The sequence below is a fragment of the Micromonospora sp. SL1-18 genome (genome assembly GCF_047921505.1).
GTDB lineage: Bacteria > Actinomycetota > Actinomycetes > Mycobacteriales > Micromonosporaceae > Micromonospora.
In genome coordinates this window covers 54,709-81,478 of record NZ_JBLROA010000030.1, presented here as the reverse complement: position 1 = coordinate 81,478, position 26,770 = coordinate 54,709, and the positions used below count along the sequence as shown (strand labels likewise).

The following is a 26,770-nucleotide window of genomic DNA, read 5'->3' as shown; positions in this document are numbered from 1 at the left end:
AGCCTGATCTTGGTCGAGTCATTGCATCCAGCCCGGTCGCATGAGTCCATCTGTTCGCGGTCAGGCCCCAACTTCGCCCAGGCAGCATTCCGCTCAGTCCACCAACTGCTGGCCCGTCCATCGCGCCCGAGCACCCACGGAGCACCCCGTGGCATGAGGAGTTCGGATACCCGGGTGTTGGATACGGTGTCGCCCACTCCACGGAGGGCTTCGGCGAGCGCTGCCCGGGTCAGCGTCTGCCTGTCCGCGGCAAGTCGGTCCTGGACCCGTCGCGCCGCCGGCAGCAACTCGGCCACGTCGCCGGAGTGCTGCGCGGACCGTCCCCTGCCTGCTTTGCGGTGGCGGCGGTCCCGTTCGCGAGGTTGGTGGGCGGCATCCGTTGGGCGGACGGTCCGCGGGCTGGACCGCTCCCCCGCCGTCCCGCCGGACCGCGTCCTCTCGGCCGGTCCGTTCTCGGGCGCGGTTTGAACGGCCTGGTCCGGCAGATGGTCTGCGGTCCGGGCGACGTTGGTTGAGGGCGTGGTGCCGGCGTGGCCGAGGGCGACCTTGACCATGACGAGGAAGCCGAGCGCGGGCACGGCCGCGGCGATCCAGCCGATCGGTGACGGCTCGGCCTCCACGACCTGCGCGGCGAGAGACAGCGTGACCGCGCAGGCCAGCACACTCGCGGGAAACGCTGTCGAGGTGTGGGCGCGTTTGCGGCGGCGTAGCTCCAGGCCGGAGGCGATGGACATCAGTTCGAGGACGATCGCGTCGGCCCAGGCCAGCCATCCGGGTTGGCCGTGGGCGGCGGCGACGTTGTGGACGTGGGTGAAGCTGGCCGCTCCGGCCGCCCCACCGATGGCGAGGATGATCACGATTTGGACGCCGCCCTCTATGCGGCTGTTGCTCAGACCAGCGTCCGGGTCAGATGCCGGTGCCGTCGTGGCGGACCACCTCCCCGGACCGGTCGGTGGCGAAGGCTCGTCCGCCACCTCTGTAGGGCAGTACGCGGACGGTCCTGAGTCGTCGTCCGGTACCACGGTGGCGGACGGGGACCAGCCGCCGGTCGCGGACCGTCCGCGGTGGGCGCGCGACGATACCTCTGCCCTGTCGCTGTCGGAACGGACCGGCACTCTCACCGATCTGTCAGGACCAGCCGACCGGGGACTGACAGACCGGTGACAGTAGCCGGGTCTTGTTGTCTCCCGCAGGCGCGAGGTACCGTCCGCGGCCGTCTTGCCACTGCCGGGCATCACGCCGCCTCACCCGCCCGTACGTCGCCGTCAACGACATACGCGGCCAGGTCGGCCAGCCGCCGCCGCTGCCCTCCCCCGCCGGGCACGGCCCAGACCGCCTCAGCGGGACAGAGGCCCGCCGCGGCGGCGTGGTCGCGGGCGCCGGTAGCGACGGGCACCTGCGGTGCCGTGTCGGCGAGTACGCGGCGCAGATTGGCCTCTCGGGCGGCGGAGTGCAGCCAGAACAGCACCGGCCACGCCCGCCCAATCTTGGCGAACAACTCCCGAGACCCCGCGAGCTTGCCGATCAGAACCGACAGCGGCTCGCTGCCGGTGTCGTACTCGACAAAGAACGGCACCGTGACGCCGTTCTCGACCCAGAGGCCGTAGCCGTCCGGGCGCACCTGCGGCTGGTACGCACGTACCAGGCCCGGATCCCGGAGCCGAGTAAACGTGCCAGAACGCTGGCACGCCGCCTCCGACAACCAGTCGACCAGCTGCATGCCAGGATTGGTGTGGGCATAGCTGGCCAGGTCGGTGAAGAAACCGTTCACCCCGAGCCGGTGCGCCAGGCTCCGGCTCGAGGTCCAGCGTCGCCGCTCCACGCGGGCGTGGTCGCGCCGGGGTGGCCGCTCGTCCCGACTGGCGGCGACGACCTCGGCACCGAGCTGGTCGATGACGTAGCGATACGGATACGAGCCCCCGTCGGCGCGCTGCGGCCGGAACCGGGCCACCAACCGCAACCGATACAGGGTCCGCAGCCGGCGCTGGCAGAAGTCCAGCGATGGGAACAGCGCCTGGGCGATCTGGAACGACGTCAGCACTCCATGGTCGTATAGCCAGCCCAGCAGCACCCGGTCTCGGTCGGTCAGCTGCGACTGGACCCGCAGAACCGGATCATCCACCAGCCACCACCTCCCTCGATGCGGATGCCACTCCCCAGGGGGAGAGACCCGAGACCAGGCAGGGTCTGTCGCAGGACAAGGCTCCAGCGCTGACAGACGGACCGACCTGCGGTGTGAGAAGGAATAGGGAGTCCGTTCGGGGGTCCGGCTGAAGACTGACCCCAACGAGGACGTCAAGCCCGACACCCGAACGGGGGCCAAGCCGGAATCTGTCACCGCCAGCGACCCTGGCGGCAGAGAGAACTGGGGAAAACAAGGAAACTCCTCTGTGGTGTTGACGAAGTGGTCGGCGCCGCCGGTGTGAGACCGGCGGCGGTACGCCGCGCTGCCTGCCAGAACCGATCCAGGCGCCCGACCGAATCGGGGAGCGCCCGGCAGGTATTCAGAGGGTGAGCGGGCGCGATCCGCTCTGGAGATGCCAAGGAACATGCCGGCCACTACCGGGCCGGCCCGGCGGATGAGCTCAGCGCCCTCCGCCGCATTCGTGACCTGCACGCGCAGGTACGCGAGATACGCGAACACCGGCTGAGCGACCTGGCGGTGTCATCCCGGGCCGACGCCCGGGCCCAGAAACGGCATGGGATAGGGGCACGGCTACGCGCTCAACGGCCGACCGCGTACTGCGGCGCGGCGCGCCGGGCTCAGCTCGCCGGAAGAAGATCCTTCATCGCGGCACTCCTGTCGTCTCGCTAGGTTTCCTGATAACGAGTCCGCCCAGGCCGGGCCGCAACGACAGCGAGCGCTCCAGGGGAGCGCCCGCGCATCGACCGATATGGCCCTGCGAACGAGACCGCCGCACGGGGAACGTGGATCCAGTACCGCTCGACCGAAGCCCCGGTGTCAACGGCATTCAGCCGCAGCGATCAAGGCGGTGACCTGGCACCGCGTGTCAACGGTGCTCACGAGCCGATGAGCCGCTCGTACACGGCGCGGTGCTTCCCCGGCCCCTTGTAGTTGGAGATCACGAACACACCGTCTACCAGGCTGTCGCCTTCTACGTTCACGAAGCCGAGCGCAAGCCAGGCGGCGTGAGCGGCGCGGTTGTCGGGCTCGGACGTGAGGTAGAGACGCTGGCAGCCCCAGCGCGAGCCCTGCCGCCGGACTTCGTCCACCAACGCCCGGGCTATCCCATGACGCCGGTGGTCGGGGTGTGTCATCACGTCCTGCAGATAGATCTCGGCCGGGTCATCCTGGCTCCGGAATGCGATCACGCAGCCGACGACCTCGCCGTCCAGGACGGCGATGGGGCAGGTCGTGGAGAACAGCTTCGCGTACAACCAGTACTCGGATGACCCGCGCAGCTTGATGTAGGGCTCACCGAGAGCCAGGAGCTTCTCCACGTCGGAGATCCGGTCGATGGTGAGCGGAGCGATCATCATAAGCGGCTCTCGGGTGAGTTCAGTCAGGCAACGTCGCATGCTTCGACCCGTCAGGGTCAAAGGGCCCGGGTCAAGTGCCGCCGCAGCGTCTCGGGCAGGGACACGTCGAGGTAGCAGAACATCGACCGTCCCCCGTGACCGTCGCGCAGGGCGGTCAGCATGCCCCGGTAGCGGTCCGTGTGCATGATGCCGTCCAGCACCACGTGGTAACCGTGATCGAGCGCGAACCGGACGGTCTGCGCGATCAGCGCGGGGGCCGCGCCGCCAGGCTCGTCCCGCTCGCGCAACACGATGCGGCGCAGGTAGTCCTGCTCGACCAGGGCGCAGCCCCGGCCGTGCCGGCGCCGTAGCTCCCGGGCGATGCTGCTCTTGCCCGAGCCGGAGTTGCCCCGGATGCACACGAGGATCGTGTCCGGGCTGCCGGTGGGCACGGGTTCAACGGGCACGAGGCCTCCTCCGAGTCAGTCGTTGCGCACGGTGAGGCCCAGGGCGTCGACGGCCAGTTCGGTGAGGTCAGGAAGTTGATCCTCGGTGAGGGTGACGCCGTGCAGATTGTCGAGGGACGTCTTCAACCCGTGGAGGCGACTGCCCCGCAGGTCGGTGCCGTCGAGATGGCAGGCGTCCAATTCCAGGCCGTCGAAGTCGCAGGACCGCAGGGCGATACCAGGGAGCCGGCAGGTAGACCAAGTGGCATTGGTGAGGGTGCAGTCGGTGAAGGCGACCGAGCCGGCGGCGGTGACGCGTTGGAAGGTGGCGTAGTCGAAGCGGCAGCCGTCGAACAGAACATCCTTGAGACGTACGTCGGTGAGTCTGATGCCGGTGAACCGGGAGCCGGTGATGGCGCACCGTTCGATGGTGATGCCGTTCAGGGTAGTGCCGGAGAAGTCGGTACGGGTGATCTCGCAGCCGTAGAGGCTGCCGGCTTCCCAGGTGCTCCCGCTGAGGTCCCCACCGGTAATCCGGCTGCTACGGATGCGGCAATCCTCCAGCTGCGCGCCATGCCAGGATACGCCTTCGACACGAGCGTCGGTGAGGCCGTCCCCCAATTCGGTCACGCTGTCGAGGTCGTCGGGGTCGAGATCAGGCAGCAAGATCCTCACGTCGCCGATCGTGGTGGTGCGCATATGACCTCAACCTTTGTGAGCGCGGGGTGGGCACGCCACCCCGCGAGTCCCGTGTGTGGGTGGCTACTTCTTCTTGTTCCAGTTGTCCCAGCCGGGTCGGCTGTCAAACTTTCCGCGGTTGTCCCAGGTGGGTCGGTTGTCGAACTTCGCCGCGTCGATCGACGCTACCGACCGGTCCGAATCGACGCCGAGGCGGGCGAGTTGCTCCGGCGCGGCGTTGACGAGGGCTGCGAGAGCGTTGGTCATGGTGGTCCTCCTTGAGGGGTGAGGTGGTCCGCGGCGGCGTGGACGAGGGCTTGTCGGGTGGTCCGGCAGTAGGTGGTCTCATGGACGGTGAACGTCGCGTGCTCGAAGTAGCGGTTGCCGGCCTGGGCGCCACGGCAGAAGTCGTAGAAGGTGCAGTGGCTGGCGCAGTCGTTGAGGGCGGTCACGAACTCGGCGACGTAGCGCAGGTCGCTTGCGCGGGCGAGCATGTCAGTGATCGGCTCGTCGAGGACGTTGCCGGCGATGAAGTCGCGGTATCGCCGGTCGGTGATGCCGAGTAGCTCCGGTGACAGCAGCACCACCTGCCCGTCCCAGGAGACGGTCGGGATCGGCTCGAAAGGGGCGTGGTCGACGCGTCCGGCGCGGGTGGCGGCGAGGTAGTCGGCCAAGCGGTCCAAGTCGCGGATCCGCAGCGGACTGCCGCCGACGCGGCGCTCAATGAGGCGCTGCCAGAACAGGTAAGCGGCGTCCTCTGTCACTGGCGCTCGGTCGGCGCCTTCTTGCTCTTCGATGTTGAAGCCAACCGACTGGCAGCCTGGAAGGCCGGTGAAGAAGTCGACGAGGGCATCGGCGTGGTCGATGGTTTCCGGCGTGACGACACAGATCACCGAGTACTCCAGACCGGCGCCGGTCAAGGTCTGCATCCCGCGCAGCGTTCGGGCATCCGTCGGGTTGCCGGCCCGGTCAAGGCGGTTACGGTTCAGCGCACCCGGCCCGTCGATGCTGACTCCGATGTCGAATCCATAGGTACTGAACATCTCGCACCATTGCCGGTTGATCAGCGTGGCGTTCGTTTGGATCTCGTGATGCACCATGCCCGTACGCCGCAGCTGCTCGAACGGGGCCAGCAGCTCCCGGAACAGCCCGATGGGTGTTGTGGTGGGTTCGCCTCCATGCCACACGACGCTTACCGGATGACTGCTGTTCTGCTGCGCGATCGACTCGGCGCACGCCTGCGCGACCGCATCCGTCATCAGGCGGCGGGATCTGCGGTCGGGCAGGTAGCAGTAGGTGCAGTCGAGGTTGCAGAAGCTAGTCGGCTGCACGACCAGAGTGTGGAAGCTACTGGCGATCGCCGGCTGGCCGGTCGCGTTGATGACGCCGATGCCGCTCACGATGAGGTCCCCTCGCCCCGAATGGCCTCGGCGTTGGTGACCCGGTAGGAGTCCGTGTGTCGGGCGGGCCAACCGAGGAACCGGTCGAACATGTCGGATGCACTGCCCGTCATGCTCGGGTTGAGCCGGTGCAGATCGTCGATCGCGTCGTGCAGGCAGCCCGCCAGGTAGAGGAAGAGGCTCACCGGGCTGTCCCGGTACTCGACCACGAGAGCCAACTTCGCCGCCCTGCACGGCCACGGCTGCCCGCAGCGGCGGCACAACCACAGCGGACGCAACGGCAGATGCTCAACGGTCGGCGAGGTCCGGTGCGTCGTGAGGCGGCGCTGCTGGCCGGTCACCGGCGATCACGCTTCCTGGCCTGCTGTTCGAAAAGTCGACGCCAGACATGGGTGAGCAACGGCGGATCAGCGGGCCGCACCTGCCATTGCGAAGGCGTGCACCCGGGCTCGGGCCGCCGGTACTGGTCGTCCGTCGCGTTACGCGAGACGTACACCGTCATGCCGGCACCCCCGTCCGAGACGGCCGGCGGTGGGCTCGCTGGGGGAAAGGCGAGCCCGCCGCCGCACCACGGCGGTTGAGAGCAGACCGCCGATCACCCACCCACGCAGCCCCCATGGCAGTACGCAGGCGGGGAAGACGCTGAGACAGGCCGCTCCAGGACTTTCCGAGCCGGCGGCCCAAGCCGTGCTCCCGTGTGCCGCTCATCGGTCCCTCCATCTGCAGCTCCCTGTCAGGTATCCCCGCCACCGGCATCGACACGCGCCGGTGATCTGCGGTGAACTGAACGTAGGGGCGGCCTGTTTGGAAGACCGGGAAAATCCGTACCGGGTCCGTCGGCCATCGAAGGGCAAGGTGATGGTGTGCGAGGCATGACAGAAGACATGACGATCGGGCAGCGCGTCGCCTTCTACCGGCGCCGGCGAGGGCTCTCCCAGGAGGTGCTGGCTGGTCTGGTCGGAAAAACGCAGGAGTGGTTGCGCAAGGTCGAAACGAATCGCGCCGACCTGGACCGCCTCTCGGTCATTCGCGCGATCGCCAAGGCCCTCGACGTGTCCCTCGGGGACCTGATCGGCGCACCGACTCTGTTCGAATGGTCCGACGACTCAGGGCGCGAGACCATTCCCGCGCTGCGCGCCGCGCTCCACGACTACCGGCATCTCGCGCCCGCGCTGGCCAGCCCGGCCGCCGTCGAGGCACCCGCCCTGCGCGGGATCGAGAACGACGTCGCCGAGATCTGGACCGCCTACCAGCATTCGCGGTACGGCACCCTCGCCCGCCGGCTGCCATACCTCATCCACGACTGTCTCACCGCCACCGCGGCCTACGACGGCGACGACGGTCATCGCGCGCACGCGATGACCGCCTACGCCCACCAACTCGCCGCGCTGTTTCTCACCAAGCTCGGCGAAGGCGACCTCGCTTGGACCGCTGCCAGCCGGGGACTGGCCGCCGCCGACGCCAGCCACGACCACGTCGTCATCGGCTCACTCAGCCGATCGGCCGCGCACTCCCTCGTCTCCATCGGCGAGTACGCCCAAGCCCGCGGCCTCGCCGCCACGGCGGCGCAGTTCCTCGAACCACGGCTGATCCGGCCGACGCCGCAACTGCTGTCGGTCTACGGCAGTCTGCACCTTGTCTGCGCGCTCGCCGCCGCCCGAGACGACGATCGCGCCTCCGCCGACATTCACATCACGGAGGCCGACGCCGCAGCGAGCAGGCTCGGAATGGACGGCAACCACGTCTGGACCGCGTTCGGGCCGACGAACGTTTCGATCCACAAGACGACCGTGGCGATGGAGCTCGGTGACGTGCAACGCGCCATCGCCATCGGCGCACCGCTCGCCACCACCGCTCTGCCGATCGAGCGGCAGGTCCGGCATGCAATCGAGACCGCACGGGCCCTCGCCCGGTGGAACCGCATCGACGAGGCCCTCACCGCACTGTTGGACGCCGAGGCGATCGGTCCCGACCAGGTCCGCTACCACCAGCTCTCCCGGGACCTCGTCCGGGACTTCCTCACCCGCCCCCGTCCGCCCCGATTGGCCGTCGAACTCAGCGAGCGCATGGGCGTACGGTCGGGAGAGCCTCGCTGGTAGCCCGGCCTCAGATCAGCCGGCTCGTGTAGCCGGCCGCGACCAGGCGCCCGAAGGCCGCCTGCACCTCGTCCGGTACCTCCTGCGGGATCGCGAACCCGCGCTCCGCGTACACCTCGATCCGCTGCGTGTCTCCGACCAACATGTCCACCACCCGCCGCGGATCGCCGATGCTACGCACGTAGTCGTCGAGCTCCAACGAATTCGACGCGCACACCACATCAACCTCCGGCCACACCCGCCTGCACGTGGCGTAGGCCCGGCGCTGCTGATACGGCCGCGACATGATCAGCACCGACTCCACCGGGATCTTCCGCTCAGCAAGGAGCCGGCGCGAGTACTCCAGGTTTTCAGAAGTGTTTCTGGCACGGGGCTCCACGAGAATCGACTCCGCGGGCACGCCCTGCTCGACCGCGTACTCGCGGTAGTGCACCGCTTCTCCACGCGGGAATCGCTCGACCGTTGTCGGCGCGTTCGCACCGGTGAACACGATCAGGGGATACAGCCCCTCGTGGAACAGGCGCGTCGCGATCACCGCGACGCCGAGGTCATGACTGCCCAGCCCAATCCCCACCTCGCATGGCCGCAGTTGGTGGTGCATGTCGTGGTAGCGCCACAGCGTCTCCACGTCCGCCCGGATCTCATCGGGTATCGCCGGGGCGGCCGCCTTCGTATGCCGGTTCATCAGCACCCGCCAAGCAGGGCGTTCACCGGGTCCCCTCGTCGGGCCTTCCCCGGGCGGCCAGGCCAGCCTTCGCCACCTCCAGCTGAACAACAGCGGCGATCGGCTCTTCCCCTTCACTCAGGTAGACGACCTGGCCCTCACGCACACTCCGCAGCAGCTCAGGCAGCACAGCTGACACCGGAAGGTCGTCAGGCGTGGCAAAGGTCCGGTCGGCGCTGGGTTCCCTCATGCCGCCAGCGTAGGGGTAGAGAGACTGCGTGGCGACGCCGACTCCACGCAACAAGCCTCGCGGCTTGACCAAGTTTCGGACATAGATAATCGACGAAACACCTCGCCCTATCGAGAGGTCCCGACCTCGATCAGGCGGCAGCGGCATGGACAGCCAGGGAGCTGCCACACTTGCTCATCGGGCCAGTAGCGATATAGGGAATCTCTGCTGGTCGTGGCAACAGGTGTCGACAGGGGCTCTCGGACCAGATCATCCAGCAGTTGCTCTTCCCGCTCAGCATCCTGAGCGATGATCAACACCGCCCCGACCGGCAGCGCTCGGTCGGTACGCCGGTAGCCGGTAAGCAGCCCGCTCAGTCCCGACGTCCGCTCCTCCTGCTCGGCGATGGCATCGCCGACCGGGCCACGATCAATGTGCACCAGGAACCGCAGGCACTGCCCGTCCTCTAGCCAGACGCCGTAGCCGTCGGCGCGCAGGTGCGCCAGGTCGTGCTGGCGCAGCCACGCCGAGGTTTCCATGGTCGCCAGCCACTGGAACAGCTCACAGCGCCCCGGGTTCCGCCGCGACACCTCAACCAAGGGCAGGAACAGCAGGCCATCCGCCATACTTGGAGGCCGGCGGCCCAGCTGCAGGGGCACCGGCCGCCCCGAGGCCGCCAGATCTCTGCGAAGCACCTCGGTCCCTTCGGCTGTGGCCTCGTACCACCACGTGTGGGTGCGGTCCTCCGCCGAATGCTCGCGGCGCACCAGCCCCGCGTCATACAGCCCGACCAGGTCCCGGTGGGCCGTCAGCCGCGACACGTCACAAACCAGCGCCACATCCAGTGTCGACGCCGAACCGTGCTGCGCCAGGAACGACAGAATCCGCCACCGCCGTGGCGACAGCCGCCGCACGGCCGTACGGTCACCCATGTCCCGATGATCCCGCCGAACATCAACCGCTCATAGCCATTTCGACCGCTCATCACGCAACGTTATGGAAGATCCGTCGTCGCGAACGACCACCACGATCATCTGCACCAGCATCGGATGCCGTACGGACCGCCGGATGAAGCACTGGCGCACCCCGCCGAGCACCCGCACCCTCCTAATCGTGGTTTAGGGGCGGATTTTGGAGATCACTGTTCAGCGAATCAACCGAAGAGACGAGCACAAGAACGTCTACAAAACACATAGCGGACAGCCTGCAGTTGATCTCTAAAGCCACACCGGCTTCAGAGCAGGCAGCCCCAGGGACGGCGTTAACCGCCCGCTAACCGGTCAACGCCGAGACATGCCTGAACCCGCCCGCCGTCACCCTCCGTCACGGCTTGTGATCATCGTCAACGGGGAACACTGACTCGACGATGGTCGCGGTTCCGGCCACCGGCCCCTGTTCGTGCATCGTGATCACGTCGCCGGCCGCCAGACGTCGCCACCTTCCGGGAGCTAGCGGAGCCAGGCGGACCACCGCTCTGCCGCCGGGCTGAAGATCCGGCTGTGACTCGACCCAGATCCGCGCCACGTACAGGTCCGCGTCGCCCGCCGCCGTCATATCGCCGATGTCCCACAGCGGACGGAGGCGCCCGTCGCCGGGAATGGGAGTCCGCCTACCGTCGGCGATGCCCGGATCGACGAGCTGAAGGTCGGCGCGAACCACCCCGTGAACAATTTCGAAGCGACGCCAGCGGCACCACCGCTCGGTCCGGGAAAGCCACATCATCCGGGCAGCCTCCGCGAGCAGATCCCAGAAGGCGATCTCGGAGCTATACGCGTCGCCAAGTTCCACGAGGATGTCCAGGGCGATCTCCCACTCATCATGGTCGAGGTACTCGTTCGCATCGGCCACCGTCGTGCCGGCCTCACCCGTCGCGGCCGCAGGCACGTGACAGGCAGCTCGGCGAAGAAGCTCGGGGACATCCACGGCATGGATCTTCCCGCATGAATCCACAGGACGCCGCGCCCGACAAGGGGCCAGAGCCAAGATCGGCCATGGGGAACCCCACGGACGGAGCCACGCCTCGCCCAGCACCCCGGCTGCCAGTCGCGCGCCGCGCCACGGTTTGGGTGGCTTGTGTCCACGATCACGGCACCGCGTCCATGGCTTGCCGGAACCGTCCAACCGCTCCCGAGCACCCACCGAGCACCCGACCCATCGGCGGGGACATGAAAAGGCCCTGACCCCGGCGCGAAACGCCAGGTCAGGGCCTTGATCACAGGTGCGCCGCCAGGGACTCGAACCCCGAACCCGCGGATTAAGAGTCCGCTGCTCTGCCAGTTGAGCTAGCGGCGCTCGCTGGCAACGGGGAGAACAGTAGCACGGCCTCTGACCCGGGTTCCAATCCGATCCCCGGCTCCCCCCTTCGGTCGAGCTTAACGGTCAAAAACCCCTAAAACCGTCGCCTGCGAGCGCGAAGGGCGCAATGCCATGGCGGCGATACGGCACGATGTGCGCCAGGCACGCGAGAACAGAGGTGGGGATGGGCAGGCTCGCGCGGGCCGGGGCGATGATGGGCGCCCTGGTCCTCACGGCGTCGCTGGCACTGGCCGGCTGCGGGGACGACCAGAAGAAGTCGGCGTTCAGGCCGGGCGGGCAGCAGGCCGACAGGGCCGCCACGGCTCCCGCCACCACGCCTGGCAGCACGCCCGGGAGCACGCCCGGCAGCACGTCCGGCACGACGGGCGAGCCGGCGCAGCCGGACGTGCCACCGCTTGACGTGAGGCCGGCCGACGGCTCGGCCGGACAGCCGGTCAGCAGCGAGATCAGCGCGAAGCTCCCGGGCGGCGGGACGGTGTCGAAGGTCGCCCTCGCCACCGCGAACGGCAGGACCGTCCAGGGCCGGATGCGCCGCGACGGCTCGTCGTGGGTGCCGTCCGCCCCGCTGAAGTACGCCACCCGCTACACCGCCACCGTCACCGGCACCGGCCCGGACGGCCAGACCTACCAGGGCACCAGCACTTTCACCACGATGGCCAAGCCGAAGTCGATGATCGGTTCGGGGCTGTACCTGTTCAGCGGCAAGACGTACGGGGTGGCGATGCCGGTGGTGGCCGAGTTCTCGCCGGGCATCCCGAAGAAGGACCGGGCCGCGGTGCAGAAGCGGATGTTCGTGCAGACCGACCCGCCGCAGCCGGGCGCCTGGCACTGGATCGGCAACGGCACGCAGGCGTACTACCGGGCGCCGGAGTACTGGAAGCCGGGCACGACGATCAGCGTACGGCTGGCGCTGGCCGGGATCCCGCTGAGCAACGGCCGCTACGGCAACGTCGACCGGAGCGCGACCGCCAAGATCGGCCGCAGCTTCGAGATGAAGGTCGACAACGCGACCAAGAAGATGAGCGTGTACGAGAACGGCAGGCTGGTCCGGACCCTGCCGGTGAGCCTGGGCAAGAAGAGCACCCCCTCCTCCAGCGGCACGATGGTGGTGATGGAGAAGAAGGAGTCGACGGTCTTCGACACCCGGGACGAGCCGGACCCGAGGAACCAGTACGTCACGGAGATCGACTACGCCCAGCGGATCACCTGGGGTGGCGAGTACATCCACGCCGCGCCCTGGTCCGAGGGGGTGCAGGGCCGGCAGAACGTCTCGCACGGCTGCGTGAACGTCTCGATGGCGAACGGTCGCTGGCTGTTCGCCCAGACCCTGGTCGGCGATCCGATCACCGTCAAGGGCACCGAGCGGAAGCTGGTGCCGGGCAACGGCTGGACGGCCTGGAGCATGAGCTGGTCGCAGTTCGTCGCGGGCAGCGCGCTGCCGGTGCCTGACAGCGGGGCCGGGCCGGCCCTCTAGGCCGGCGCAACACGGCCCGGGCGGGCCGTCCACCCCGGATCGGGCCGCCGGTCGTGCGCCGAGGGCCGGGGCGGATACGAGGCCCACTCATGAGGTGTCGCACCGTAGCAGAATCGTTACCGTGCGATGTGGTGTTTCCGTTCACTTCCGGCAACGGATGTCCGCACCCGCGCGTCTGTAAAGGACGATGGGATCGGGGATCGAAACTTGTGAGGGAAAAATGCGAGCTAGCCAGGACGAGCTGTTCCGTTCGGGCACCCGGCGCCGCGGGCGGCGTCGCCTGTTCGCGGCCGCGGTGCTCGCCGCCGCAGTGACTCTGACCTCTGCCTGCACCAGCAGCACGGACGGCGACAAGCCCTCCGGCAGCTGGCAGAGCGGCGGCGAAAGCGCCCCGAAGGCGACGGCCAACATCACCGAACCGAAGGCCGACGCCAAGGACGTCACCGCCGTCACCGCCATCTCCTTCACCACCGAGGAGGCGACGGAGACCACAGTCGAGCTGACGGACGCCGCCGGCAAGGCCGTCAAGGGCAAGCTCGCCCCCGACGGGAAGAGCTGGCTCCCGGCCGGTGCGCTGCAGTACGGCCAGACGTACACCGCGACGGTGACCGCGACCGGCGACGACGGTAAGCCGGCGACGGCGACCAGCACCTTCACCATCATGGCCAAGCCCGCCAAGCAGGTCAGGGTCAGCAGCTTCCTCGCCGACAACCAGGTCGTCGGCGTGGGCATGCCGTTGATCGTCAGGTTCAGCCGGCCCATCCCGCAGGACTATCGGGACGACGTGCAGCGCCGGATGACGGTCACCGCGAAGCCGGCCCAGGAGGGCATCTGGTACTGGGTGAGCCCCACCGAGGTGCACTACCGGCCGAAGGAGTTCTGGAGGGCCAACAGCACCGTGACCTACCGGGTGCAGGCGGCCGGCCTGCCGCTCGGTGACGGCTGGTACGGCCGCGCCGACCTGACCGTCGACATCAAGATCGGCCCGTCGTTCGTCATGACCGTCGAGAACCGCACCAAGCGGATGACGGTCACCAAGAACGGCAAGGTGATCAGGACGATCCCGGTGAGCCTCGGCAAGAAGACCACCCCGTCGTCCAGCGGCACCATGGTGGTGATGGAGAAGCAGCGGCACACAGTCTTCGACACCATGGCGGAGCTGGGCCCGGTGGACGGCTACCGCACCGAGATCGACTACGCCCAGCGGATCACCTGGGGCGGCGAGTTCATCCACGCGGCCCCCTGGTCCGAGGGGGTGCAGGGCAAGGTCAACGTCTCGCACGGCTGCGTGAACGTCTCGATGAAGGAAGGGGCCTGGCTCTTCGCCAACACCCGGATCGGCGACCCGATCACGGTCAAGGGCACCGAACGCAAGCTCCTGAACGGCAACGGTTGGACCGACTGGAACATGAGCTGGGGCGAGTACGTCAAGGGCAGCGCCCTGCCGTACGAGCCGCCGGCACAGCCGGACGAGGACGTCAACCCAATCGCGGCCCCGGACACCACGGGCGATCCCACCGCCGAGCCGACCACCTGACCGGCGCGTACGCGGCGGCCCCCTCCTTCGGGAAGGGGCCGCCCGCGTGCCGTTGGCCGCAGAAATGACGGAAGCCCCCTCCGGTGGAGGGGGCTTCGCTTCTGGGGTGACTGATGGGAATTGAACCCACGACAACCGGGACCACAACCCGGTGCTCTGCCAACTGAGCTACAGCCACCATGCTCTCCGCGCCGGTCGTCCCGGGCGGGGCGCGGACTAATAATAGCCACACTCCTGCCGGCCCCGTCCAGCGGGTTCCGGTCGGGCCGCCCGCCGGCGGTCAGAGCTGGGCGGCGATGGCCTTGGCGCTCTCCACGTCCGGGCCGGGCAGCGGAACGAAAATGGTACGCCGGTAGTACTCCAGCTCGCGGATGCTCTCCCGGATGTCGGCGAGGGCCCGGTGGGCCAGCCCCTTCTGCGGCTGCCCGAAGTACACCCGCGGGTACCAGCGCCGGCACAACTCCTTGATCGAGGAGACGTCGATCATCCGGTAGTGCAGGTGCGCGTCGAGGCGGGGCATGTCCCGGGCGATGAAACCCCGGTCGGTGGCGATGGAGTTGCCGCACAGCGGCGCGCTGCGGACGTCCTTGACGTACGTGGTGACGTAGTCGAGCACCATGTCCTCGGCCTCCGCGAGGGTGACCGTGGAGCGGCGTACCTCCTCGGTGAGGCCGGACTTGTCGTGCATGGTCCGGACGATCTCCGGCATCCCGTCCAGCGCCGCCTCGTCGGCGTGGATGACCACGTCCACGCCCTCCCCGAGCACGTTCAGGTCGGGGTCGGTGACGAGCGCCGCGACCTCGATCAGGGCGTCCCGGCCGAGGTCCAACCCGGTCATCTCACAGTCGATCCAGACGAGAAGATCAGCCACCGGACCAGACTACGCGCCACCGAACCGCCCGCGCCTGGAGCACCCGAGGGAGGTGGACCGCTACAGCGTGTCTCATAAGTCTGTTGGCTCATGAGACACCGCCCTTCTCGGGCGTCCCTGCCGTCACGGGTGTTCGTGGCGGCATCCGTCACCAGGGCTGGTTTCACCGGCGCGTAGGCGCTGGCCAGAGCCGTCCTCTCGGGAGGCGTTGGTGACCGGGCCTCGTACTTCGGGGTCCCGGGTCTGGGCGTGGTGGTGCTCGGCCCAGACAGCGAGGTTGACCGCCGCGTTGACGTCCCGGTCCGCCGTATGCCCGCACGCGCCGCAGCGGAAGATGCGTACGGACAGGGGCAGGGCCGGGCCGACGGTGCCGCAGGCACTACACATCTTGGTCGACGGGTACCAGCGGGGCGCCAGGATGGCGTGCCCGCCCCGCCAGCGTTGCTGGTAGCCGATGATGCGGGCCAGGTCAGCCCAGCCCGCGTCGGAGATGGCGGCGGCCAGACGCCGGTTACGCAGCAGACCGGCGGTGTGCAGGTCTTGTTGACGAGCGCGGGACGCTCGACCTGTCCTGCCTGTCTGCGGCGGGTGCCGAAGCCGCGTGAGCGGACGTTGTCATGCCCGCACTGCGAGTTTGTTGGGCACCGTGACCTGGTCGCGGCTGCGATCATCGCCACCCGTAGCCCGGGTGGCGGACCCACCACCCCCACAGCAACTGTTGTGCTGCCGGAGGTGGTCACGCACCGTCGAGCCGGCCGGCACCTACCCGGTGCCGGCCGGTCCCGGCGTGACCCCCGCCGCCCAGCCCGGGTGGCGCGAGGGTCAGTTGGCCTGCGGAGGCCCGCCCCACCACCGCCCGGTGACGGGGAGTCGCTCGCCCACACGGCGAGGATCCACAACAGTGCACCGGCAACCCGGTGAACTTTTGCGGACACCGCACTAGTGTTCTTGCGTGCCCGCCGAACCCGTCGCGCCACCCGCCGTCACCGAGGACGATCCGGGTGGTCGTACGGCTCGCCACCTGGTCACGGTGGTGGCACTCGCGGCGCTGCTGCCGGCGCTGTACCAGCTCAACCTGAGCCACGACTTCTTCGACCTGAAGATCTACATGCGGGCGATGGACTGGTGGGCGGCCGGCCACCCGCTCTACGACTACGTCCAGCCGGACCGGGTGCAGGGGGCGCTCTACTTCACCTACCCGCCGTTCACGGCACTGGTGCTGCGGCCGTTCGCCCTGCTGCCGCTCGGCGTCACGGTGGCGATCTTCACGGTGTTGACCGTGCTCGGCCTGGTGGTGACGACCCGTTGGCTGGTGATGCCCCTGGTGGAGCGGCACGACCTGCCCCGGCTGTTCACCGTCACGGTGGCCGTCCTGCTGGTCTTCGCGGTGGAGAGCACCCGGGAGACGATCACCTTCGGCCAGATCAACATGCTGCTGGTGGTGCTGATCCTGGCGGACCTGCTCTTCGCCGTACCCGGGGGGCGACGCTGGGGCGGGGTGGGGGTGGGGCTGGCGACGGCGCTCAAGCTCTTTCCCGGCATCTTCATCCTCTACCTGCTGGCCACCCGGCGCTGGCGGGCGGCGGTGGTCGCCTCGGTGGCCGCGGCGGTGGCCACCCTGCTGGCCGCGGCGGTCGCACCGACGGACTCGTGGCGGTTCTGGACCCACGAGCTGTGGGCGACCGACCGGGTGGGCCGCACCGACTACACCGGCAACCAGTCGTTGTTCGGCCTGCTCAGCCGGCTCACTGCCCCGGAGAGACCGAGCCAACTGCCCTGGCTGCTGCTGGTCGGGGTGGTCATCGGGTACGGGCTGTGGCGGGCCGCGCGCGTCGCCCGCGCCGGCGACGCCCTCGCCGGGCTCACCCTGACCGGCCTGGTCGGCGGCCTGGTCAGCCCGATCAGCTGGACCCACCACCTCTACTGGTTCATCCCGGCGGTGGTGGTGCTGGTCGACGCCGGGTTGGACACGCGGCGGGACGCGGTGGCGAGTGCCCGGCGGCGTCGCTGGCTGTTCACGCTGGCGGTCGGCACCGGCTTCGTGATCATCTACGGGGTGGTCACGTTCCTGGACTGGGGGGTGGCCCCGACGCGTACCGACAGCGTCGGCGAGTTCGTCGCTCGCAACGCGTACGTGCTGCTCAGTCTGCTGTTGCTGGTGGCGCTGCCGGCACGCCGGCCGGTCGGGGCGGACCACCCCGCCGCCCCCTGAAACTTGCACCAAATGGACAGAGCTCGCAGCCGGTGGGGTTCGGCGCTAATCTGATCCCAACTACCTCATTTTCTCCCAGGTAGCACCGAATTCCCCCGGTGACGGTGGCCCTCCGCGTCGGCAGCGCGGGGGGCCACCCGCCGTTGTGCGGGTCAGGTGTCGGCGGACCCTGCCGCCGGTCGGGCGGGATCATCCACCGGTCGGGGTGTCGCGGGAGTCGAGGAGAGCGGCCAGGACCAGGCCCCACCGGCCGGCAGGTCCGCGAGGGCCTCCGGGCACCGGCTGGGCACCGGCCCGATCGCCGGCCGGGCCCGATCGGCGGCCGGGCCGACGGCGATCAGTTGCCGCTCGGGCATCGTAGGCGGCTCGGGCAGCGTAGGCGGCTCGGGCAGCGTAGGCGGCTCCTTGCGGGCGCCCAGCCCGCTGAGCGAGGTGACCCCGAGCCGCCCGGCGAGCACCGGGACCTGGTCGGGCTCGACCACGAAGACCACCTCGCGCGGGCGGATCGGGCGCAGCAGCACCACCACGGCGAGGACCACCAGCAGCACCCCGCCGACGAGCAGCGCCCAGGCCAGCCCGGGGAACCAGCCGGCCCGCAACTCGGCGCGCAGGTCCAGGGTCAGGTCGGCGCGGCCGTCCGGCCGCATCGCCACCAGGCTCAACGGCCGGCCGGCCAACTCGGCCGGGGTCCAGTCCAGCGTGCCGGTCGCCTCGCGTACCCAGAAGCCCTCGCCGGGCGGGGCGATGGCGGCGGTGCCGGCGGCGGCCGGGCCGGTGGGTTCCAGGCGGACCGGCAGCGGGCCGCGGGCCAGCGCGACGCGGCGCACGGTGGCGTGCGGGACATCCCGGAACCAGCGTTCGACCTGGTCGGTCGGGGCCAGGCCGAGGAAAGCCGGGCCGTCGGGGGTACGCGCGGTCAGCCGCAGGCGGGCCTGCCCGGTGCGGGCGAAGGGCGCCTCCGCGCGGAGCAGGTCGTCCACGTCGGTGACCACGACGGCGTGGCCGGACGTGCGGATCGTCTCGAACCGGGCGCCGAAGCTGCCGTTCGGGTCGGCGTGCCGCGCGGCGGTCCAGAGAACGGCTCCCGCCAGCAGCGCCGGAATTCCCGTGATCAACAGCAGCATGCCGGCGATCGATCGCACGAACCGCATTCGCGTGGTCCCCTTCGGTAGCCAATTACCCGGCCGACCTTACCGATGCGAACCGCACAATCGCCGGATATCCACGGCAAGCGCCCCAAGGACCGCAGAAAGCTCGCCGGCTCGACGGAAGATCCGTCGGGCCGGCGAACAGCGGCGCTGGTCAGGACTTCGGCGTGGGCTCCCGGCGGGTACGCAGGTAGGCCAGCCCGCCGAGCAGCAGACCGGCCAGGCCGGCGACCAGACCGGCCACGCCGAGGGCCGTGCCGGCGCCCCCGTCGGAGTCGTCGCCGGACGCGGCGACCGGGGAGGCCGCCGGGGTGTTCGCGGCCGGCTCCGCGGACGCCGTCGCGGCGGTCAGGGCGAGCACCGGGGCCGGGTTTTCCGGCTCCTGGCCACCGGACGTCGGCTCCTGGATCCAGCGGGACACCTCGCCGTCGGAGTAGGTCTGGAGCACCTTGAACACCATCTGGTCGACCTTCGGCAGCGGGCCCATCGACACCGGGAACTCCTGGAACTCGCCCGGCTTGACCCCGCCGTTCGCGGACGCGGTCCAGGTCAGCTTGCCCACCGCCTCGGTGAGCTGGCTGCCGTGCACCTCGATCGGCGGGTCGACCTTGCGCTTCTCCACCTGCACCGTCCACCCGGGCACCGGCATGGTGGAGACCGAGCCGACCGGGGCGTTCTCCGGCAGCACCACCTCGACCTTGACCGTGGACGCCGTGTCGCTCTCGTTCGGCACCCGGAACGCGAAGCGGCCGTAGCCGCCCTGGGTGGCCTCCTTCGGGTTGATCGTGACGTGCGCCGAGGCCGGGCCGGCGAGGCCGAGCACGGCCGTGACGACGGCGACGAGGGTGAGTGTGGCGACGGCGGCGGGACGCCGGAGTCGAATCATGGGTGTGAGCCTTCCGTTACTTGATCGGCACGGTGGCGGTCACCGTGGCCTGGTCGATGTCGGACGTACGGAGGGTGAAACGGACCTGCCACTGCCCCGCCGCGGGGAGGCTGAACTCTCCGTAGGCGTGGTTGTCGGTCAGCGGCAGCAGCGGGATGTCGATCGGCTCGATCCCGGCCGACGGCAGCGCCGCGGTGGCCTTCCACTCCTTCACCGGCTGCGGCTGGCTGTCGCCGGTGTACGCGTAGAGATGCATCGAGTTGTTGCCGCGCTCGGCCGGGTCCAGCTCGACCTGCAGCGAGTAGATCGGGCTGGTCAGCGTGGTGGAGAAGTAGCCGTCGGACGAACCGGCGACGTTCGCGGCGGTGCGGGCCGGGGTGGTCTGCACCAGGGTCGCCGTGAGGCCGAGCACCACCGCGGTGATCGCCAGCTCGGCCACCACCGCCCGCCGCATCATCCCCGGCCGACCGGCGGCGGTCCGTTGCCGCACCAGCGACCTGGAGTATGCCGCCACCCCGATGACCAGCGCGAACAGCCCGATCTTGGCGAGCAGCAGGCGGCCGTACGTGGTGTCGACCAGGGCCGCCGGGGTGGCCACCTCGATCAGCGCCTGCACGGTGCCGGCGAGCAGCAGCGCGACGACTGCGACGGTGGCCCAGCGGGACCAGATCGGCAGGATGGCGTCCAGTTCCCGCTCGTTGGCCCGCCGCATCAGGAAGGCCGCGAGCATCACCAGGCCGCCCAGCCAGACGGCCATGCTGCCCAGGTGCACCGCGTCCACCACCACCGAGACCGCCGGGGCGGGCGAGGCGGCCGCGTGGCCGGCCAGCGGCCAGGTGAACAGCATCGCCCCGGCGAGGATGGCCAGGATGATCCCGTCGGTGCGGCCGACCGGCCCGGCGAAGAGCGGCCGGAGCAGGAACACCGCCGCGGCGAGCAGGCCGAGTCGGACCAGGTGCGTGACGCCGTACGTGCTGCCCAGCACGTCGCCGAGGCCGGAGCCGGTCACGTCGAACAGGCCGCCCCCGGCGGTGTAGGGCACCTGCAGCCACAGCTCGGCGAGCGTGGCGACGACCAGCAGGCCCAGCCCCGCCCAGGCCAGCCGGGCCGGGCCCCGCCGGGACAACCGACGCGGCCAGAGCGCGGCCAGCACCAGGGCCGGGCCGACCAGCAGCAGCAGGCCCAGGTAGCCGACATACTTGATCACCTTGACCGCGTTCTCGACCACCGGGTTGGCGCGGTTGTCCGTACCGGAGTCGGTCGGCGGGGTCGACGGGGCGCCCACCGAGTAGGTGAACGCGCCGGAGACCGGGTGGCTGTCGGCGGAGATCACCCGGTAGCTCACCAGGTAGGTGCCGCGGGCGCCGGAGGCGTCGACCGGGATGGTCACCACCGCGCCGCTGAACCTCGGCTCGCCCCGGTCGGCCCGGGAACCGTCGGGAGCGATCACCCGGATCTTGCCCGGGACCTTGCGTACCCCCTCGCTGAAGGTCAGCACCACCTCGGCCGGCGCGCCGGACACCACGGAGGAGGCGGTCGGGCTGGTGCTGGTCAGCACCGCGTGGGCGCTGGCGGGGGTGGCCGGGGAGATCAGCAGGGCGACGAGGGTGACCAGCAGGCCGGCGAGGGTCGCCCAGCGGGCGGCCCGGCGACGGTCGGCGGCGGCCACTGGCCGGCGGCGTACGGCAGCAGTCATGACCATCATGCTTCCTGACGTACGCGGAGATCGGCGACCCTGCCTCGTCCGCGGCTCGCGTCGAGGGCGACGGCTATCCGGAGCGCCTGGCTCCGGGGCTGCGGGTGGCCACGGCGCCGACCCCGCCGCGCCGACAGCGCCACGCGTACTTCGTCGCACGTCATGAGCGGGTAGTCGGGGGGAGGTGGGAAAAAGTTCCCGGCGTGGGCGGGACCATAGAAAGGGCCGAAGGACCCTGCCCGAGCCGGATACGCCGCGTAACCTCGTCTGTCGTGACCCCCGCCCCGCGCGACAGCTCCGCCGGCCCCGCTCCGGTGGGGCACGAGGCTGCCACCCCGGTGGGCACCATCCGCTCCCGGGTCGCCCGGACCCGCTCCGGGCTCGTCGGCGCCGCCGACGACGCGCTGACCGGTTGACGGAACTTTCCTCGGATCCGGGACGACCACATGATCGTGACTGCAGCAAGCACCCGGGCCGGCCGCTGGCCCGCCCTCCGGCCCTGGCTCGGCATCGCCGCCCGACTCGGGCTGGCCGCCGTCTGGCTGTTCGCCGGCTTCAGCAAGGTCGGTGATCTTGCCGCCTCCGGCCGGGCGGTCAACGCCTACCAGGTGATGCCGTACGACCTGGCGACCGCGATCGGCGCCGCGCTGCCCTTCGTGGAGCTGGCGCTCGGCGTACTCCTGCTCGTCGGGCTGGCCACCCGACTGGCCGCCGGCGTCTCCACGGCGCTGCTGGTGGTCTTCATCGCCGGCATCGCCTCGGCCTGGGCCCGTGGCCTGGCCATCGACTGCGGGTGCTTCGGCAGCGGCGGCCAGCTCGCCGCCGGCCAGGCCCCGAGCTATCTCCCGGAGATCCTCCGGGACCTGGGGTTCCTGGTGCTGGCCGGGTTCCTGTTGATCTGGCCCCGCACGCCGTTCACGCTGGACGGCTGGCTGGCGGGCGAACCACCCGTGGAGGACGAGGATGAGTAGTCGCAAGGGGCGGAAGGACGCGGCCCGGGTGGTCCGCAAGCAGATCGCCCGGGAGAAGCGACGCACCCGCACGATCATCACTTCGATCGCCGCTGCGGCGCTGCTGGTGATCGCCGGACTGATCGGCTGGACCGTCTACTCCAGCCAGAAGTCGAAGGCCTACACCTCCCCGGCCGGCGCCAACCACGAGGGCACCGGCATCGTCATCGGCCAAGGCCCGGTCACCATCGACCTCTACGAGGACTACCTCTGCCCGGTCTGCAAGCAGTTCCAGGACACCAGCGGCCCGACCATCACCCAGCTGGTCAACGAGAACAAGGTGCGGGTGCTCTACCACCCGGTCGCGTTCCTCAACCGCTTCTCCACCACCCAGTACTCCACCCGCGCCTCGGCCGCCTCCGGTTGTGCGGCTGACGGCGCGCGGTTCAAGGAGTTCACCGACGCGCTCTTCGCGAAGCAGCCGCCGGAGAACAGCCCCGGGCTGAGCGACGCCGAGCTGATCGACATCGGCGTGAGCGTCGGGGTGGTGAACCGGGACAACTTCAGCTCCTGCGTGAAGGACGGCACGTTCAAGTCGTGGAGCGCGCACGTCACCGACGACGCCAGCCGGTCGGGCATCACCGGCACCCCGACCGTCAAGGTCAACGGCAAGGAGCTCACGGACCGCAGCCCCGAGGGGATCAAGGCGGCGGTGGCGGCGGCGTGATCCCGGCACCGCTGCGGCGCGCGGGGCTGGTGGTCACGGCCGCGCTCGCCGTCCTCCTCGCCCTCGCCACGCCGGCCGCCGCGCACGGCGCGGATGCCCCCGACGGCAGCGACTACCGGGCCGAGGTCACCGCGATCGGCCCCGCCCGGGCCGGGCTCACCGCCCGGATGATCGAGGCGGGGGCCCGGCTGGAGCTGACCAACCGCACCGGGCGGGACGTCGAGGTGAACGGCTACTCCGGGGAGCCTTACCTGCGGATCGGGCCGGGCGGGGTGTACGAGAACACCCGCTCCCCCGCCACGTACCTGAACCGGACCATTGCCGGTGACACCCAGCTGCCGCCGGAGGCCGATCCGGCGGCCACGCCAGTCTGGCGGCGGGTCGACGACGGGCCGTCGGCCCGCTGGCACGACCAGCGGACGCTCTGGCTGGAGTCGACGCCACCGCCACAGGTGAGCGCCGACCAGACCCGGCAGCAACGGATCCGCGAGTGGGTGGTGCCGCTGCGCGCCGGCGACGAGACGATCGAGGTACGCGGCACCCTGGACTGGGTGCCGCCGCCGGACGCGTACCCCTGGTGGGTGGCCGCCACGCTCGTCTTCCTGCTCATCGGAGCGGCCGGGCTGGTCCCCGCCGGTACGGCGACCGGCGTACGCGCGCTGCGCGCGGTCGGCGGCCTGCTCGCCCTCGGCGGGGCGGCCACGGTGGCGTTCACCGTGGGCCGGATGCTGGACGCCGGTGCCGAGGGCGTGGGCGGGGTGCTGCTCGGGCTGGTCGGCGGACAGTTGTGGACGCTGCTCACCGGGCTCGGCGCGGTGGCCGCCGGCGGGTACGCGCTGGCCCGCCGGGAGGCCGCCGACTTCGCGCTCGCCCTGGCCGGGGCCTGTCTGGTCCTCTTCGCCGGGGTGGCGAACCTGGCCGTGCTGTCCCGCTCGGTCGCCCCGGTGGCCGGGCCGGCGGCCCTGGCCCGGGTCCTGGTGGCGCTGATCCTGGCCACCGGGGCGGGTGCCGTCGCCGCCGGCGTACTCCGCCTGCACGCCGCCTTCCGCGCCGCGCGCCACGCACCCCACCACCCACGCCCCGCCGCGATCGAGCACGTTCTTGAGAACGCGGCGCGCGAGATGGGTCAGGACGGGCGGGGAGCGGTGCGGGGGTCGAAACCGTAGGGGAGTTCCAGGCGGTGGGCGGCCAGGAGGGTCTCGTCGGTGAGGATCTCGGGGGTGGGGGCGTCGGCGACCACCCGGCCGGCGTCCAGGATCACCGACCGGTCGCAGAGCTCCGCCGCGTACGGCAGGTCATGGGTGACCATCAGCAGCGTCACCGGCAGGGCACGCAGGATCTCCGCCAGCTCCCGCCGCGCGGCCGGATCGAGGTTGGACGACGGCTCGTCGAGGACCAGGATCTCCGGGTGCATGGCGAGCACGGTGGCCACCGCCACCCGGCGCCGCTGACCGAAGGAGAGGTGGTGCGGCGCCCGGTCCCGGTGCTCGCTCATCCCCACGGCGGCGAGGGCCTCGTCGACCCGGGCCGCCAGCTCCGCCCCGCGCAGCCCCAGGTTCGCCGGCCCGAACGCGACGTCCTCGGCGACGGTGGGCAGGAAGAGCTGGTCGTCCGGGTCCTGGAAGACGATGCCCACCCGGCGGCGGATCTCCGCGAGGGTGTCCCGGTCCCGGCTGACCGTCAGCCCGCCGACGCTGACCGTGCCCTCGGTCGGGGTGAGGATGCCGTTGAGGTGCAGCACCAGGGTCGTCTTGCCGGCGCCGTTCGGCCCGAGCAGGGCCACCCGGTCGCCGCGCGGCACGGTCAGGTCCACCCCGTGCAGGGCGACGTGGCCGTCCGGGTACGCGTACCGGACGCCGCGTACGTCCAGGGAGGGCGGTGTCTGCACGTACCCGATCATGTCAGGACGACCGCGACGGCGGCGATGGTGGCCGCGGCCAGCGGCACGGTCGCGGCGGCCGCCCACTGCCCGGCAGTGGCCGCGCCCGCGCCCTGCCACACCGCCGGCATCCGCCCCGTGTAGCCGCGGGAGACCATCGCCAGGTAGACCCGCTCGCCGCGCTCGAAGGCACGCAGGAAGAGCGCGCCCACCCCGGCGGCGAAACCCCGGAGCTGCCACAGGAACCGGGGGTCGTCGCCCCGGGACACCCGGGCAACCCGCATCCGCCGGGCCTCGCCGACCAGCACGTCCAGGTAGCGCAGCATGAAGGTGGCGATCTGGGTGAGGACCTGCGGACAGCGCAGCCGGTCCAGGCCGACGATCAGGTCCCGCGTCGTCGTGGTCGCCGCCAGCAGGAGCGACGCCAGTACGCCGAGGGTGCCCTTGGCCAGAATGTTCCACGCGCCGTGCAGGCCGTCCACGGACAGGCTCAACCCGGCCACCTCGACCCGTTCCCCCGTGCCGAGGAACGGCAACGCGAACGCGAAGAGCACGAACGGCAGCTCGATCAGCGCCCGGCTGAACAGCCAGCGGGGCCCGACCCGGGCCAGCGCCGCCACGGCGGCGACCAGCAGGGCGTACCCGCCGAAGGCCCAGTACGCCGTGCGGGGGGTGGCGACCACGATGACGGTGAAGAGGACCATCGCGGCGATCTTCGCCTCGGGCGCGAGGCGGTGCACCGGGGAGGTGGACTCGCGGTAGAGCACGTGCGCGTGCCCGGCACCCATGACCGCGTACCCCTCAGCGGATCCTGGCGGCGTCTTCCGCCGCCGCGCCGGTCGGGTCGCCGCCCGCCGCCTCGGGCGAGCCGCCTGCCGGGCCGGCCGGGGTGCCGGCTGCCGGGCCACGGCGGCGGGCCAGCCAGAACAGTCCGCCGCCCAGGGCGAAGGTGAGCAGTACGCCGATCACGCCGGACAGGCCGGTGGAGAGGAAGCCGTTCGTCACGCCCCGGACGCCGTAGTCGGCCAGCGGGCTGTCGCCCAACTCGTGGTCCTTGGTCTGCTGGGCCGGGCAGCTCCCCCCGGTGATCTCGCCCTCGGCGTCCACCGTGCAGCCCTTGAGCAGGGACGAGTCGAGCCCGTCGGGGTGCGACGAGGCGTAGTTGCTGGCCACACCGGCGAGCAGCAGGGCGACCAGCAGACCGCCGAGAAGGAAGGGCCAGGGACGCTTGCTCATCGGGCACCTCCGACAGCCGGGACGGCGGGAGCCGGCGTGGCCGGCTTGCGGGCACGCAACGCGTACACCAGGTCGGGGCGGACCTTGGCGACGGTGACCACGGTGGTCGCGGTGATCAGGCCCTCACCGACGCCGATCAGCAGGTGGACGACGCCCATCGTGCCGGCCAGCCCGGCCAGGTTGCCGCCCAGGTCGGTGGTGCCGCCCAGCCAGTACTCCAGAACGAAGCCCTGACTGGCCACCACCACGCTGACCAGCGCGGAGACGAACGCGGTCACGACGAGGCCGGCCTGGGTGCGCGGCAGCACCCGCAGCAGCAGCGCGATCAGCAGGTACGCGGCGGCGGTGCCGAGGAGCGCCATGTTGGTGATGTTGAGGCCGAGCATGGCCACCCCGCCGTCGCCGAAGACCAGGGCCTGCACGACCAGGACCACGGCCACGCAGAGCGCGCCGACCCACGGGCCGACCAGCAGCGCGGCGAGGGCACCGCCGAGCAGGTGGCCGCTGACCCCGGCGGTGAAGATCGGAAAGTTGAGCATCTGCACGGCGAAGATGAACGCGGCGACCAGGCCGGCCATCGGCGCCAGCCGGTCGTCGAGGTCGCGGCGCCCGCGCAGCACGCAGAAGGTGAGCGCGGCGAGCGCCAGCGCCGCGAAGATCGCGGCAACGGGACCGTCGATGATCCCGTTCGAGATGTGCATGGCCAGTGTGTCCACTCGACCTCCTCCATGGCGGCACCCGTGAGCTTATTTGTGGCGGGCCGCTGTTGCCAATCCCTTGCAACAAGCCATGGTGATCATCACGGTGCGGCGCGTCGCCACCGCCCCTGGGCGGCAGCGCGGCGG

General features: G+C 70.5%; 31 protein-coding genes, 2 tRNA genes and 1 pseudogene. 9 read left to right on the top strand and 25 right to left on the bottom strand.

Going from position 1 to position 26,770, the window contains the following annotated elements:
* The 9 genes and pseudogenes from ACNAW0_RS16780 to amcA (ACNAW0_RS16740) form a co-directional block, all read right to left on the bottom strand.
* Positions 1–851: DUF2637 domain-containing protein (locus ACNAW0_RS16780; RefSeq protein WP_416288812.1), on the bottom strand; the 851-nt coding region annotated here is incomplete at its 3' end.
* A gap of 383 nt (positions 852–1,234) precedes the next feature.
* The gene (locus tag ACNAW0_RS16775; protein ID WP_416288805.1) at positions 1,235–2,122 is read right to left on the bottom strand and encodes a replication-relaxation family protein; all 888 of its coding nucleotides are present in this window, start codon (positions 2,120–2,122) and stop codon (positions 1,235–1,237) included.
* A gap of 899 nt (positions 2,123–3,021) precedes the next feature.
* Positions 3,022–3,498: a GNAT family N-acetyltransferase gene (locus ACNAW0_RS16770; protein WP_416288804.1), complete on the bottom strand. Its 477-nt coding sequence runs from the start codon at positions 3,496–3,498 to the stop codon at positions 3,022–3,024.
* A gap of 68 nt (positions 3,499–3,566) precedes the next feature.
* Positions 3,567–3,896, bottom strand: a pseudogene (locus ACNAW0_RS16765) (AAA family ATPase); the annotation flags it as partial.
* 66 nt (positions 3,897–3,962) lie between these two features.
* A complete protein-coding gene (locus ACNAW0_RS16760) occupies positions 3,963–4,625 on the bottom strand; it encodes a pentapeptide repeat-containing protein (protein WP_416288803.1) in 663 nt (220 codons plus the stop codon).
* Positions 4,626–4,688: 63 nt separating this feature from the next.
* The gene (gene amcA, locus ACNAW0_RS16755; protein ID WP_416288802.1) at positions 4,689–4,871 is read right to left on the bottom strand and encodes a multiple cyclophane-containing RiPP AmcA; all 183 of its coding nucleotides are present in this window, start codon (positions 4,869–4,871) and stop codon (positions 4,689–4,691) included.
* Positions 4,868–6,004 (bottom strand): cyclophane-forming radical SAM peptide maturase AmcB, encoded by a 1,137-nt coding sequence (gene amcB / locus ACNAW0_RS16750; RefSeq protein ID WP_416288801.1) that lies wholly within the window; start codon positions 6,002–6,004, stop codon positions 4,868–4,870. Before amcB ends, amcA (ACNAW0_RS16755) begins: the two co-directional genes overlap by 4 nt.
* Positions 6,001–6,345 (bottom strand): hypothetical protein, encoded by a 345-nt coding sequence (locus tag ACNAW0_RS16745; RefSeq protein WP_416288800.1) that lies wholly within the window; start codon positions 6,343–6,345, stop codon positions 6,001–6,003. Before ACNAW0_RS16745 ends, amcB begins: the two co-directional genes overlap by 4 nt.
* Entirely contained in the window at positions 6,342–6,506 is a 165-nt protein-coding gene (gene amcA, locus ACNAW0_RS16740; protein WP_416288799.1) for a multiple cyclophane-containing RiPP AmcA, read from the bottom strand. The genes ACNAW0_RS16745 and amcA (ACNAW0_RS16740) overlap by 4 nt, the downstream gene beginning before the upstream one ends.
* A gap of 370 nt (positions 6,507–6,876) precedes the next feature.
* Between amcA (ACNAW0_RS16740) and ACNAW0_RS16735 the strand changes: the two genes are divergently transcribed.
* Positions 6,877–8,103 carry a helix-turn-helix domain-containing protein gene (locus tag ACNAW0_RS16735; protein WP_416288798.1) on the top strand — a complete coding sequence of 409 codons (1,227 nt, stop codon included), beginning with the start codon at positions 6,877–6,879 and terminating at the stop codon, positions 8,101–8,103.
* A 7-nt stretch (positions 8,104–8,110) separates the two neighbouring features.
* Here the strand turns inward: ACNAW0_RS16735 and ACNAW0_RS16730 are convergent, their stop codons facing one another.
* The 6 genes from ACNAW0_RS16730 to ACNAW0_RS16705 form a co-directional block, all read right to left on the bottom strand.
* Complete coding sequence (locus ACNAW0_RS16730) at positions 8,111–8,791, bottom strand: YdcF family protein (protein ID WP_416288797.1); 681 nt, start codon at positions 8,789–8,791, stop codon at positions 8,111–8,113.
* A gap of 16 nt (positions 8,792–8,807) precedes the next feature.
* Positions 8,808–9,014: a hypothetical protein gene (locus ACNAW0_RS16725; RefSeq protein WP_416288796.1), complete on the bottom strand. Its 207-nt coding sequence runs from the start codon at positions 9,012–9,014 to the stop codon at positions 8,808–8,810.
* A gap of 107 nt (positions 9,015–9,121) precedes the next feature.
* Positions 9,122–9,925, bottom strand: coding sequence for a DeoR family transcriptional regulator (locus tag ACNAW0_RS16720; RefSeq protein WP_416288795.1), 804 nt, complete (start codon positions 9,923–9,925; stop codon positions 9,122–9,124).
* A gap of 30 nt (positions 9,926–9,955) precedes the next feature.
* A complete protein-coding gene (locus ACNAW0_RS16715; RefSeq protein ID WP_416288794.1) occupies positions 9,956–10,096 on the bottom strand; it encodes a hypothetical protein in 141 nt (46 codons plus the stop codon).
* A 220-nt stretch (positions 10,097–10,316) separates the two neighbouring features.
* Complete coding sequence (locus tag ACNAW0_RS16710; RefSeq protein ID WP_416288793.1) at positions 10,317–10,916, bottom strand: hypothetical protein; 600 nt, start codon at positions 10,914–10,916, stop codon at positions 10,317–10,319.
* A gap of 296 nt (positions 10,917–11,212) precedes the next feature.
* Positions 11,213–11,285, bottom strand: a tRNA-Lys gene (locus ACNAW0_RS16705).
* Between the two features lie 187 nt (positions 11,286–11,472).
* Between ACNAW0_RS16705 and ACNAW0_RS16700 the strand changes: the two genes are divergently transcribed.
* Positions 11,473–12,783 (top strand): Ig-like domain-containing protein, encoded by a 1,311-nt coding sequence (locus ACNAW0_RS16700; RefSeq protein ID WP_416288792.1) that lies wholly within the window; start codon positions 11,473–11,475, stop codon positions 12,781–12,783.
* A 220-nt stretch (positions 12,784–13,003) separates the two neighbouring features.
* Positions 13,004–14,320 carry an Ig-like domain-containing protein gene (locus ACNAW0_RS16695; RefSeq protein ID WP_416288791.1) on the top strand — a complete coding sequence of 439 codons (1,317 nt, stop codon included), beginning with the start codon at positions 13,004–13,006 and terminating at the stop codon, positions 14,318–14,320.
* Between the two features lie 102 nt (positions 14,321–14,422).
* Here ACNAW0_RS16695 and ACNAW0_RS16690 read toward each other — a convergent pair.
* From ACNAW0_RS16690 to ACNAW0_RS16680, 3 genes are all read right to left on the bottom strand, one after another.
* Positions 14,423–14,498 (bottom strand) — tRNA-His (locus ACNAW0_RS16690).
* A 102-nt stretch (positions 14,499–14,600) separates the two neighbouring features.
* On the bottom strand, positions 14,601–15,191 hold the full coding sequence (gene orn / locus ACNAW0_RS16685) for an oligoribonuclease (protein WP_416288790.1): 591 nt from the start codon (positions 15,189–15,191) through the stop codon (positions 14,601–14,603).
* Between the two features lie 123 nt (positions 15,192–15,314).
* Positions 15,315–15,659 (bottom strand): zinc ribbon domain-containing protein, encoded by a 345-nt coding sequence (locus ACNAW0_RS16680; RefSeq protein WP_416288811.1) that lies wholly within the window; start codon positions 15,657–15,659, stop codon positions 15,315–15,317.
* On the opposite strand from ACNAW0_RS16680, the gene ACNAW0_RS16675 reads away from it, so the two are divergent.
* On the top strand, positions 15,615–16,112 hold the full coding sequence (locus ACNAW0_RS16675; protein ID WP_416288789.1) for a zinc ribbon domain-containing protein: 498 nt from the start codon (positions 15,615–15,617) through the stop codon (positions 16,110–16,112). The two genes, ACNAW0_RS16680 and ACNAW0_RS16675, sit on opposite strands and share 45 nt — an antisense overlap.
* 31 nt (positions 16,113–16,143) lie before the next feature.
* Positions 16,144–17,403, top strand: coding sequence for a glycosyltransferase 87 family protein (locus ACNAW0_RS16670; RefSeq protein WP_416288788.1), 1,260 nt, complete (start codon positions 16,144–16,146; stop codon positions 17,401–17,403).
* A 152-nt stretch (positions 17,404–17,555) separates the two neighbouring features.
* Here ACNAW0_RS16670 and ACNAW0_RS16665 read toward each other — a convergent pair whose 3' ends face one another.
* The 3 genes from ACNAW0_RS16665 to ACNAW0_RS16655 form a co-directional block, all read right to left on the bottom strand.
* Positions 17,556–18,554, bottom strand: coding sequence for a hypothetical protein (locus ACNAW0_RS16665; protein ID WP_416288787.1), 999 nt, complete (start codon positions 18,552–18,554; stop codon positions 17,556–17,558).
* Between the two features lie 151 nt (positions 18,555–18,705).
* Positions 18,706–19,437, bottom strand: a complete 732-nt coding sequence (locus ACNAW0_RS16660; protein WP_416288786.1) for a YcnI family protein — start codon at positions 19,435–19,437, stop codon at positions 18,706–18,708.
* Positions 19,438–19,453: 16 nt separating this feature from the next.
* Positions 19,454–21,133: a copper resistance CopC/CopD family protein gene (locus tag ACNAW0_RS16655; RefSeq protein ID WP_416288785.1), complete on the bottom strand. Its 1,680-nt coding sequence runs from the start codon at positions 21,131–21,133 to the stop codon at positions 19,454–19,456.
* 272 nt (positions 21,134–21,405) lie between these two features.
* Here ACNAW0_RS16655 and ACNAW0_RS16650 point away from each other — a divergent pair, with 272 nt between their 5' ends.
* The 4 genes from ACNAW0_RS16650 to ACNAW0_RS16635 are packed head-to-tail and all read left to right on the top strand — an operon-like array spanning position 21,406 to position 23,976.
* Complete coding sequence (locus ACNAW0_RS16650; RefSeq protein ID WP_416288784.1) at positions 21,406–21,549, top strand: hypothetical protein; 144 nt, start codon at positions 21,406–21,408, stop codon at positions 21,547–21,549.
* A 30-nt stretch (positions 21,550–21,579) separates the two neighbouring features.
* Positions 21,580–22,104 carry a MauE/DoxX family redox-associated membrane protein gene (locus ACNAW0_RS16645; protein WP_416288783.1) on the top strand — a complete coding sequence of 175 codons (525 nt, stop codon included), beginning with the start codon at positions 21,580–21,582 and terminating at the stop codon, positions 22,102–22,104.
* Entirely contained in the window at positions 22,097–22,810 is a 714-nt protein-coding gene (locus tag ACNAW0_RS16640; RefSeq protein ID WP_416288782.1) for a DsbA family protein, read from the top strand. The genes ACNAW0_RS16645 and ACNAW0_RS16640 overlap by 8 nt, the downstream gene beginning before the upstream one ends.
* A complete protein-coding gene (locus ACNAW0_RS16635) occupies positions 22,807–23,976 on the top strand; it encodes a hypothetical protein (RefSeq protein WP_416288781.1) in 1,170 nt (389 codons plus the stop codon). Before ACNAW0_RS16640 ends, ACNAW0_RS16635 begins: the two co-directional genes overlap by 4 nt.
* Here the strand turns inward: ACNAW0_RS16635 and ACNAW0_RS16630 are convergent.
* The 4 genes from ACNAW0_RS16630 to ACNAW0_RS16615 are packed head-to-tail and all read right to left on the bottom strand — an operon-like array spanning position 23,937 to position 26,641.
* Entirely contained in the window at positions 23,937–24,710 is a 774-nt protein-coding gene (locus ACNAW0_RS16630) for an energy-coupling factor ABC transporter ATP-binding protein (protein ID WP_416288780.1), read from the bottom strand. The two genes, ACNAW0_RS16635 and ACNAW0_RS16630, sit on opposite strands and share 40 nt — an antisense overlap.
* Positions 24,707–25,477: a cobalt ECF transporter T component CbiQ gene (cbiQ, locus tag ACNAW0_RS16625; protein WP_416288779.1), complete on the bottom strand. Its 771-nt coding sequence runs from the start codon at positions 25,475–25,477 to the stop codon at positions 24,707–24,709. Before cbiQ ends, ACNAW0_RS16630 begins: the two co-directional genes overlap by 4 nt.
* Before the next feature lie 13 nt (positions 25,478–25,490).
* The gene (locus tag ACNAW0_RS16620) at positions 25,491–25,925 is read right to left on the bottom strand and encodes a PDGLE domain-containing protein (RefSeq protein WP_416288778.1); all 435 of its coding nucleotides are present in this window, start codon (positions 25,923–25,925) and stop codon (positions 25,491–25,493) included.
* Entirely contained in the window at positions 25,922–26,641 is a 720-nt protein-coding gene (locus ACNAW0_RS16615) for an energy-coupling factor ABC transporter permease (protein ID WP_416288777.1), read from the bottom strand. The genes ACNAW0_RS16620 and ACNAW0_RS16615 overlap by 4 nt, the downstream gene beginning before the upstream one ends.
* Positions 26,642–26,770 lie beyond the last annotated feature (129 nt).